Here is an 8,682-nt window from a genome sequence, read left to right on the forward strand (position 1 = left end):
ATTGGGCTATTCGCGAATCCTCGGCAAAAACTCGCTTGGGTCCACCAGCACCAGCCCATGCGCGCCTGCGCGGCGGTGTCCCTTAGACTGAGTTCCCTATGGGTTACTACTTGACGACAGCGATTGCCTACCCCAACGGGGCCATTCACATCGGGCATGCCTATGAGTACATTGCGGCCGACACGATCGCCCGGTTCAAGCGACTGGACAATCACGATGTCTTCTTCTGCACCGGCACGGACGAGCACGGACTGAAGATGCTGCAGGCGGCGAACAAGCTCGGCATCACCCCCAAAGAACTCGCTGACGACAACGCGAAGAACTTCCGCGACACCCAGCTCGCCCTCGGCTCGACCTTCGACCGGTTCATCCGAACCACCGACGAAGACCACTACGCCGCCTCGCAAGCCATCTGGCGCAAGCTCGAAGAGGCCGGCGACATCTACCTCGACACGTACTCCGGCTGGTACTCCGTGCGCGACGAGGCCTTCTACACCGAGGACGAGACCGAAGTCGTCGACGGCGTGCGCCTGTCCAAGGAGACCCGCACCGAGGTGACCTGGACGGAAGAGGAGTCCTACTTCTTCCGCCTCTCGAAGTACCAGGACAAGCTGCTCGAGCTGTACAAGAACCACCCCGAGTTCATCGGTCCGGATTCCCGCCGCAACGAGATCGCCTCGTTCGTCGCATCCGGGCTCAAGGACCTCTCCATCTCCCGCACCACCTTCGACTGGGGTGTGCCGGTTCCCGGCAACGACAAGCACGTGATGTACGTGTGGATCGACGCCCTGACGAACTACCTCACTGCCGCCGGCTACCCCGATGACCAGGAGCGCCTCAGCAAGTGGTGGCCCGCCGACGTCCACATCATCGGCAAGGACATCATCCGCTTCCACTCGGTCTACTGGCCCGCGTTCCTCATGAGCGCCGGCATCGAGCTGCCCAAGCGCGTCCACGCCCACGGCTTCCTCTTCAACTCCGGTGAGAAGATGTCGAAGTCCGTCGGCAACGTCGTCGACCCCCTCGACCTCGTGGATGCCTTCGGCCTGGACACCCTGCGCTTCTTCCTCTTCCGCGAGTTCTCCTACGGCCACGACGGCTCGTATACGAAGGACTCGATCATCACACGGAAGAACTCCGACCTCGCCAACGAATACGGCAACCTCGCCCAGCGTTCGCTGTCGATGATCCAGAAGAACTGCGACGCTCAGGTGCCTCAGCCGGGCGAACTCACCGAGGCGGACGAGAAGCTCCTCGCCCTCGCCCGCGCCGTGCCCGACACCGCCCGACGCCACGTCGACACCCAGGCCCTCCACCTCTATGTCGAGGCCTGCTGGAAGGTGCTGTCCGAGGCCAACCGCTACTTCTCCGCGCAGGAGCCGTGGAAACTGAAGAAGACCGATCCCGATCGTATGGCCACCGTGCTGTGGGTGACGATCGAGGTCGTGCGCATCATCTCCATCCTCATCCAGCCTGTCATGCCCGAATCCGCAGGTAAGATCCTCGACCTCCTCGGTGTGCCCGCCGGCGTCGGTGAGGCCGGTGCGAAGGTCCTGCCGACCGCCGTCGATTCCGGGTCCGGCGCCGAGGCGATGGGAGCCGTATCCGCGAGCGCGGCCATCGGCGTCGCCGCCGGTGCGGCATACGCTTCGGCCGCCCTGGCGCCGAATGTCGCCGAGGCCGCTGCCGACGGCATCGCCGCCGCCGAGGCGGATCCCCGGTCGTTCGCGGCCGTCGGGTTCCCGATCGAACCGGGCACGCCCCTGCCGAAGCCCGAACCCGTGTTCCCGAAGTTCGTGGAGGAGACCGAATAATGGCCTCGCGCGCCGCCGGAACCTATCCACCGGTGCCCGAACCGCTCGCTCATCCCATCGTCGACTCCCACACTCACCTCGACATCTGCACGGGTGTGCGGCTGCCGCTGGGTGCTGGTGAACCCGAACCCGAGGTGACCCCGAACGCGGACGAAGAGTTCCCGTCGCTGGATTTCTTCCATGACACCGCCTCCGAGGCGGGAGTCCGTCGCATCGTCCAGATCGGCTGCGACCTTCCGGCAGCCCGGTGGACGACTGCGCTCGTGGCTTCCCAGTATTCAGGCACCCCCGCCGAGGCGGCCACGGAGGTGGGATCCCTCGCCGAGGCGGCCGACCCCCGTACTGTGCCCGGCCCTCCTGCCGAGGGACGGACGTGGATGATCGGCGGGGCCGCCCTCCACCCGAACGAAGCCCCGCGGCTGGCCGAGCGCGGCCTGCTCGATGACGCTCTCACCGAGATCGAATCGCTCGTGAGCTCGCATGAGCGCATGCGCGTGGTGGGGGAGACCGGTCTCGACTACTTCCGCACGGCAGAAGAGGGAGTTGCCGAACAGCAGCGCTCCTTCCGAGCTCATATCGAGATCGCCAAGCGCACCGGACGTGCACTGCAGATCCACGATCGGGAGGCACACGCCGATGTGCTGCGCATCCTCAAGGAGGAAGGCGCTCCCGAGGTCACGATCTTCCACTGCTACTCCGGCGACGAGGCGATGGCCCGCGAATGTGCGGCCGAAGGCTATTACATGTCCTTCGCCGGCAACCTCACGTTCAAGAACGCCGACGAGCTGCGGCGGGCCGCGGCGGCCGCTCCACTGGAGCTCCTGCTGACGGAGACCGACGCACCCTTCCTCACCCCGCACCCGCATCGCGGTAAGCCGGGAGGTCCATACCTCACGGCGGTCACGGCGCGGAAACTCGCCGAGGTGCGCGGGATGAGCGAAGAGGATCTGTGCGCGGCCGTGTGGAACAACGCGGAGCGGGCCCTCGGCAGCTGGGACTGAGCCGGGCTCAGCCCTTCGTTCTGTGAGCGAGATAACGGGACGCAGCGCCGCCTCGGCGGGGGAATGTCACGATCGGGAATGCCCCGGAAACACGGGGAACTCCAGGTCAGACACGCCCTCAGGAAACTCACACCGTTACATTTCCGTGATATTTTGCGAACCGTGTAACGAATCGGTTACAGTGAACAGGTCGATAAACTCTGCTCAGGGATATTTTTGTGATTGATTTTCTGAAGAACCGCAAGGTTCAGATCGCTGCACAGGCGGTCGTGATCACCGGACTCGTCGGTGGCACGGGCGCGGTTGTGACCATGAACAAGCCCGTGACCTTGGAGGTCAACGGACAGGCCGAAGAGATCCGAACCTTCGGAGGAACGGTCGGGGACATCCTCGACAGCCACGAAATCGATGTCGACAAGCGCGACCAGGTCAAGCCCGGTGTGGGCACCAAGGTCGACCGTGATATGACGATCACCGTCAACACGGCGAAGAAGGTTGCGCTGTCCGTCGATGGCAAAGAGACGAACGAATGGACCAATGCGAACACCGTGGGTCAGGCTCTGGCCGACCTCGGTGTCGACGCGAAGGGCGCCGACCTCAACGCGAAGGCCAGCCAGCGTCTGAAGGACGAAGGCAATGACATTGAGGTGACCACGTCGAAGGACCTCACCGTCGTCGCCGACGGCAAGGACCACAAGGTCTCGGCCGCTGTGGGCACCGCCAAGGAAGCCCTCAAGGACACGGGCGTCAAGCTCGACAAGGACGACTTCCTGTCCGTGCCGATGTCCGCCGAGGTCTCCGACGGCCAGGTGCTGACCGTCAACCGCGTGAAGAACGACACCGTCAAGGACAAGCAGGCCATCAAGGCCAAGGTCGAGACCAAGAAGTCCGATTCCCTCTACGAGGGTGAGACCAAGGTCGAGACCGAAGGCAAGGACGGCGAGAAGCAGGTCACCTACAAGGTCAAGACGATCAACGGCGAAGAGGTCAAGAAGGAGAAGAAGGACGAGAAGGTCCTCTCCGAACCCAAGACCAAGGTCGTCATCCAGGGCACCAAGAAGAAGGAGGAGCCGGCTGACACCGGCGGTTCCGACTCGGGTGACTCCGGCGATTCCGGTTCGGGCGACTCCGGTGACTCCGGTGACTCGAGCACCGGCGGCGGCTCCGGCAGCGGTTCCATGTCCACCGCCGAGATCAAGGCGATGCTCGGCGGACCCGGTTCCAAGTGGTACTCGGTCGTCGAGTGCGAATCGAACTTCGATCCGAAGGCTTCGAACGGCACCCACTTCGGTCTGTTCCAGTTCCTGCCCTCGACCTGGCAGGCCATGGGCGGCAGCGGCAATCCGTCGGATGCCAGCCCGCAGGAGCAGTTCCAGCGCGCCAAGAAGCTCCAGGCTGAAGCCGGCTGGGGACAGTGGGCCTGCGCCTGATCTGAGATCAGGTTCGCAGTAACCGACTGAGCGCCTGTATAGGCCATGAACTCTGGCCGTCATTGACAACAGATATCGACAACTGAGCTGAGGCGGTCAGCAAGGAGCGTGGGCCCCGAGGAGAGATCCTCGGGGCCCACGCTTTTCGGTGCCCCGCTGCCCCGGCTTCCGGGGCCCAATCCGAACTTTCGCCCAGAGCATGACGAATTGCTGGCACTCAAGTTGACCGAGTGCTAAGAGCGTTCTAGAGTCAGAATTAGCACTAGCACTCATTGAGTGCCAGTTTCATGAGACGGTCGAATCGCTCGGCACCCGCGACGACGAGAGGTTCATGGCATAAGCCGCCGTCTGACTCGATGAAATAGAACCCAGCGAAGGGAGAGGGCCCGATATGTCGGTCTCCATCAAGCCACTCGAAGATCGGATTGTCATCCGTCAGGTCGAAGCAGAACAGACTACCGCCAGTGGTCTGGTCATTCCCGAAACCGCCAAGGAAAAGCCTCAGGAAGGCGAAGTTGTCGCAGTGGGCCCGGGCCGTGTTGCTGACAACGGTAACCGCGTGCCGGTCGACGTCGCCGTCGGCGACAAGGTCATCTACTCCAAGTACGGAGGCACCGAAGTCAAGTACGCAGGCGAAGAGTTCCTCGTGCTCTCGGCTCGCGACGTGCTCGCCGTCATCGGCTGAATCCCCTGAACAACTACTTCACTGACAGGAGGACGAATGCCTAAATCATTGGAATTCAACGACGAAGCCCGTCGTGCACTCGAAAAGGGTGTCAACACCCTGGCCGACACCGTCAAGGTGACGCTGGGACCCAAGGGCCGCAACGTCGTGCTCGACAAGAAGTGGGGCGCCCCCACCATCACGAACGATGGTGTGACCATCGCCCGTGAGGTCGAGGTCGACGATCCTTACGAGAACCTCGGCGCACAGCTGGCCAAGGAAGTCGCCACCAAGACCAACGACATCGCCGGTGACGGAACCACCACCGCGACCGTTCTCGCTCAGGCCTTCGTCAACGAAGGACTGCGCAACGTTGCCGCAGGTGCCGCACCCGGACAGCTCAAGCGCGGCATCGAGACCGCCGTCGAGGCCGTCTCGCAGCAGCTGGGCGCGATCGCCCGCGACGTCGCCGACTCCTCGGAGATCGCACACGTCGCCGGTCTGTCGGCTCAGTCGCCTGAGATCGGCAAGCTCATCGCCGATGCCTTCGACAAGGTGGGCAAGGACGGCGTCATCACGATCGACGAGTCGCAGGCCGCGTCCGTCGAACTCGAGATCACCGAAGGAATGCAGTTCGACAAGGGCTTCCTGTCGCCGCACTTCGTGACCGATGCCGATCGCCAGGAGGCTGTGCTCTCCGACGCTCTCATCCTCATCAACCAGGGCAAGATCTCCAACATCCAGGAGCTCCTGCCCGTCCTCGAGAAGGTGCAGCAGGCAGGCAAGCCGCTGTTCATCATCGCCGAGGACATCGAGGGTGAAGCTCTGTCGACCCTGGTCGTCAATAAGCTGCGCGGAATCATCAACGTCGCCGCCGTCAAGGCTCCCGGCTTCGGTGACCGTCGCAAGGCCATCCTCGAGGACCTCGCCGTCCTCACCGGTGGCCAGGTCGTCACCCCGGACATGGGCATGAAGCTCGACCAGGTCACCCTGGAAGAGCTCGGCAACGCCCGCACCATCACCGTCACCAAGGACAACACCACCATCATCGATGGTGCCGGTGCCGACGATGCTGTTGCCGGTCGTGTCGCTCAGATCCGCGCCGAGGTCGAGAACACCGATTCCGATTGGGACCGCGAGAAGCTGCAGGAGCGCTTGGCCAAGCTCTCCGGCGGAGTCGCCGTCATCAAGGTCGGCGCCGCCACCGAGGTGGAGCTCAAGGAGCGCAAGCACCGCGTCGAAGACGCCGTGTCCGCTACTCGAGCCGCCATCGAAGAGGGAGTCGTCGCCGGCGGTGGATCGGCTCTGATCCACGCTGCGAAGGTCCTCGACGGCAACGACCTCGGTCTGTCCGGTGACGCACTCACCGGTGCCGAGATCGTCAAGCGCGGAGTCGTCCAGCCGCTGCGCTGGATCGCCGCCAACGCGGGCCAGGACGGCTACGTCGTCGTCGCCAAGGTCCAGGACCTCGAGTCCGGCCAGGGCTACAACGCCGCCATCGACGAATACGGCGACCTCATCGGCGCCGGAATCATCGACCCCGTCAAGGTCACCCGTTCGGCGCTGCGCAACGCCGCTTCGATCGCCGCCCTGGTTCTCACCACCGAGACTCTGGTCGTCGAGAAGAAGGACGAGGAGGACGAAGCCTGAGCCATTCGCTCGGACTGAGTCGTCTCTGACCACGACAGTGGCCCGGAACATCACGTTCCGGGCCACTGTCGCATTCATCGGCGTATTCACCCTCACCGAGGCGGCCGCCGCTTATTCAACGCATTCTGAGTGGCTGTATCCGAGCCTGACCTTGGCGTCGGCTTGAACGCGAACGTATTCACCTCGGAGACAGGTGCTGTTCACGAGCGAACCCATCGCTGTCGTTACAGTGATCGGAATATTCGATTGAAGTTCTGCAGTGCATGACGTGAACAAGGGATCCATGAAGAGAATTACGATGATCGGCGACGTAGGCTGGAGCCGGTTCTACCATCTCGGCGATGAGGCCATGACCGAACTGGCCATCGATGCGCTCCGTGCCCGTTCGGACATCGCCATCACACTCATTGCCGGTGAACCTGAGCACGCGAGCGAAATGTACGGTGTCGACGCTGTCAAGCGTATCGGGTTCAAGCGCGACCGACGTCCGAATGCCTCGCGGATGGCGAAAGTTCTCGACTATGTCGGTGGAGATCGGGCAGCGCTCAAGGCAGATGACCCGGCGATTGACGTCATCGGGGCGGTTCGTGAGTCCGATGCTGTCCTCATCGCCGGCGGCGGTAACCTCAACTCGATGTTCGCCCACCACATCTATGAGCGTGCGACCCTGGCGAAGATCGCTCGCGTCCTCGGCAAACCGTATGCGTTGACCAGTCAGACGCTCGGCCCGCTCATCTACGACGAGGATCGGGACATCGTTCACGAACTCCTCTCCGAAGCGGAGTTCGTCGGGACTCGAGAGAGCTACACGACTCACCTCGTCGACGACCTCGGACGAGGTTCGGCCACGGCGCGTCGTCAGGTCGACGACGCGTTCTCATTGACAGCGCGCGACGAGGACCGGTCTGCCGTATCGGATCTGACCGAGCATCCGTTCATCCTGGCGAGCTTCGCCGAGAAGGCCTCGACCCCGATGCTCAGCGATGATGACTATCATGCGCGGTTGGCGGAACTCACACGTCGGCTTGCCGAGGATACCGGCCTGCGGGTGCTGCTTGTGCCGCACGGCGGGGCACTGCCACCAGCGCCGGAGACGAGAGACCAGCTCACTGATATGAAGATCGCTCGGGCCAGCGGGCATGCTGAGGTCGTTCCCACCCGGATGCTCACCGCACGAGAGCTCATCGCCCTGACGGAGCAAGCCCAATTGGTCGTCGGGACCCGGTACCACGCTGCGATTTTCGCTGGAGCCGCGGGCGTCCCGTTCATCTCACTGGCGCCGAACCTCTATTCGTCGATCCGCATGCGTGGAGCTGCTGAGAACGTCGGTATGGAGGACTTCGTGCTGCCGCTCGATTCGGTCGACGACATTGTGGCAACTGGGGTCGGCGCGGTGGAGGACCGAGGCGAGCTCACGAACCGATTGCGTTCGCAGTCGCAGAAGCGCCGCGCCGAGCATAGGGAGTGGTGGGACTTCGTCGTGGCGAAGACGCTGGGCGTCACTCCCGGAGCGGCGGAGTCCGAAGCACCCGGCTTCTTTCACGCCGATGTGATCGACAACCCTTACGTCGACAACATCGGCGTTGTCCGCGAACGTCTCAACGCCGTCCAGAACTATGGGTTGGTGATGGCGCTCAAGGACCGGAAGGCGGCACGGTTGAATGAAGAGGTGCAGGCGGTGAAGTCGCAGCTGCAGCGCGTACGCACCGAACGCGACGAGGCCCGCCGACGTGATGAGCGGCGCGAGGCAGAGCCTGTCGTCCGGGCAGCGCGCCGTGTCGAGAGCGCGAGCCGACAGTCTGCAGACTTCGCCCGCCGCGCATATCGCCGGCTGCGTTCCGCGCGCAGGTAGGCTCAAGGGCCTCGGGCGCGCAGGATTCCACTTTCGACACACCCTGCTCTGAAATGCACACTGAAGAGCCTGGGCAATTCAGAGACAGGTGTACAAAAGGCCTGAAGCCACTGTGACCCAGCCGTTGTTGAGCGCTTTGTGCCGTCTAGGTGTACTTCCCCGACACGTTGTGAACGGTAGTTGAAACACAACGAAGACCTCCGATACCGATATGGGTAACCACACTCATGATCGAGTCCCGGAGGTCTTCATGACACACCGTAACGCACCA

At 63.2% G+C, this 8,682-nt stretch carries 6 protein-coding genes; all 6 read left to right on the top strand.

Annotated features, from left to right (window positions below; translation table 11 throughout):
- Window positions 1-98 precede the first annotated feature (98 nt).
- Complete coding sequence (gene metG, locus HK108_RS17915) at window positions 99-1,814, top strand: methionine--tRNA ligase (protein WP_139468381.1); 1,716 nt, start codon at window positions 99-101, stop codon at window positions 1,812-1,814.
- Window positions 1,814-2,815, top strand: a complete 1,002-nt coding sequence (locus tag HK108_RS17920; RefSeq protein WP_139468382.1) for a TatD family hydrolase — start codon at window positions 1,814-1,816, stop codon at window positions 2,813-2,815. The genes metG and HK108_RS17920 overlap by 1 nt, the downstream gene beginning before the upstream one ends.
- Window positions 2,816-3,033: 218 nt before the next feature.
- On the top strand, window positions 3,034-4,245 hold the full coding sequence (locus tag HK108_RS17925) for a resuscitation-promoting factor (protein WP_139468383.1): 1,212 nt from the start codon (window positions 3,034-3,036) through the stop codon (window positions 4,243-4,245).
- A 391-nt stretch (window positions 4,246-4,636) separates the two neighbouring features.
- A complete protein-coding gene (gene groES, locus HK108_RS17930) occupies window positions 4,637-4,930 on the top strand; it encodes a co-chaperone GroES (RefSeq protein WP_039209993.1) in 294 nt (97 codons plus the stop codon).
- 36 nt (window positions 4,931-4,966) lie between these two features.
- Entirely contained in the window at window positions 4,967-6,559 is a 1,593-nt protein-coding gene (gene groL / locus HK108_RS17935) for a chaperonin GroEL (protein ID WP_139468384.1), read from the top strand.
- A 283-nt stretch (window positions 6,560-6,842) separates the two neighbouring features.
- On the top strand, window positions 6,843-8,411 hold the full coding sequence (locus HK108_RS17940) for a polysaccharide pyruvyl transferase family protein (protein WP_181272512.1): 1,569 nt from the start codon (window positions 6,843-6,845) through the stop codon (window positions 8,409-8,411).
- Window positions 8,412-8,682: the final 271 nt, after the last annotated feature.

Source organism: Brevibacterium sediminis (genome assembly GCF_013623905.1).
Classification (GTDB): domain Bacteria; phylum Actinomycetota; class Actinomycetes; order Actinomycetales; family Brevibacteriaceae; genus Brevibacterium; species Brevibacterium sediminis.

Excerpts from the sequence above, each read along its gene's own strand:
- metG (WP_139468381.1), top strand. The coding sequence starts at position 99 with ATGGGTTACTACTTGACGACAGCGATTGCCTACCCCAACGGGGCCATT.
- HK108_RS17920 (WP_139468382.1), top strand. The coding sequence starts at position 1,814 with ATGGCCTCGCGCGCCGCCGGAACCTATCCACCGGTGCCCGAACCGCTC.
- groES (WP_039209993.1), top strand. The coding sequence starts at position 4,637 with ATGTCGGTCTCCATCAAGCCACTCGAAGATCGGATTGTCATCCGTCAG.
- groL (WP_139468384.1), top strand. The coding sequence starts at position 4,967 with ATGCCTAAATCATTGGAATTCAACGACGAAGCCCGTCGTGCACTCGAA.
- HK108_RS17940 (WP_181272512.1), top strand. The coding sequence starts at position 6,843 with ATGAAGAGAATTACGATGATCGGCGACGTAGGCTGGAGCCGGTTCTAC.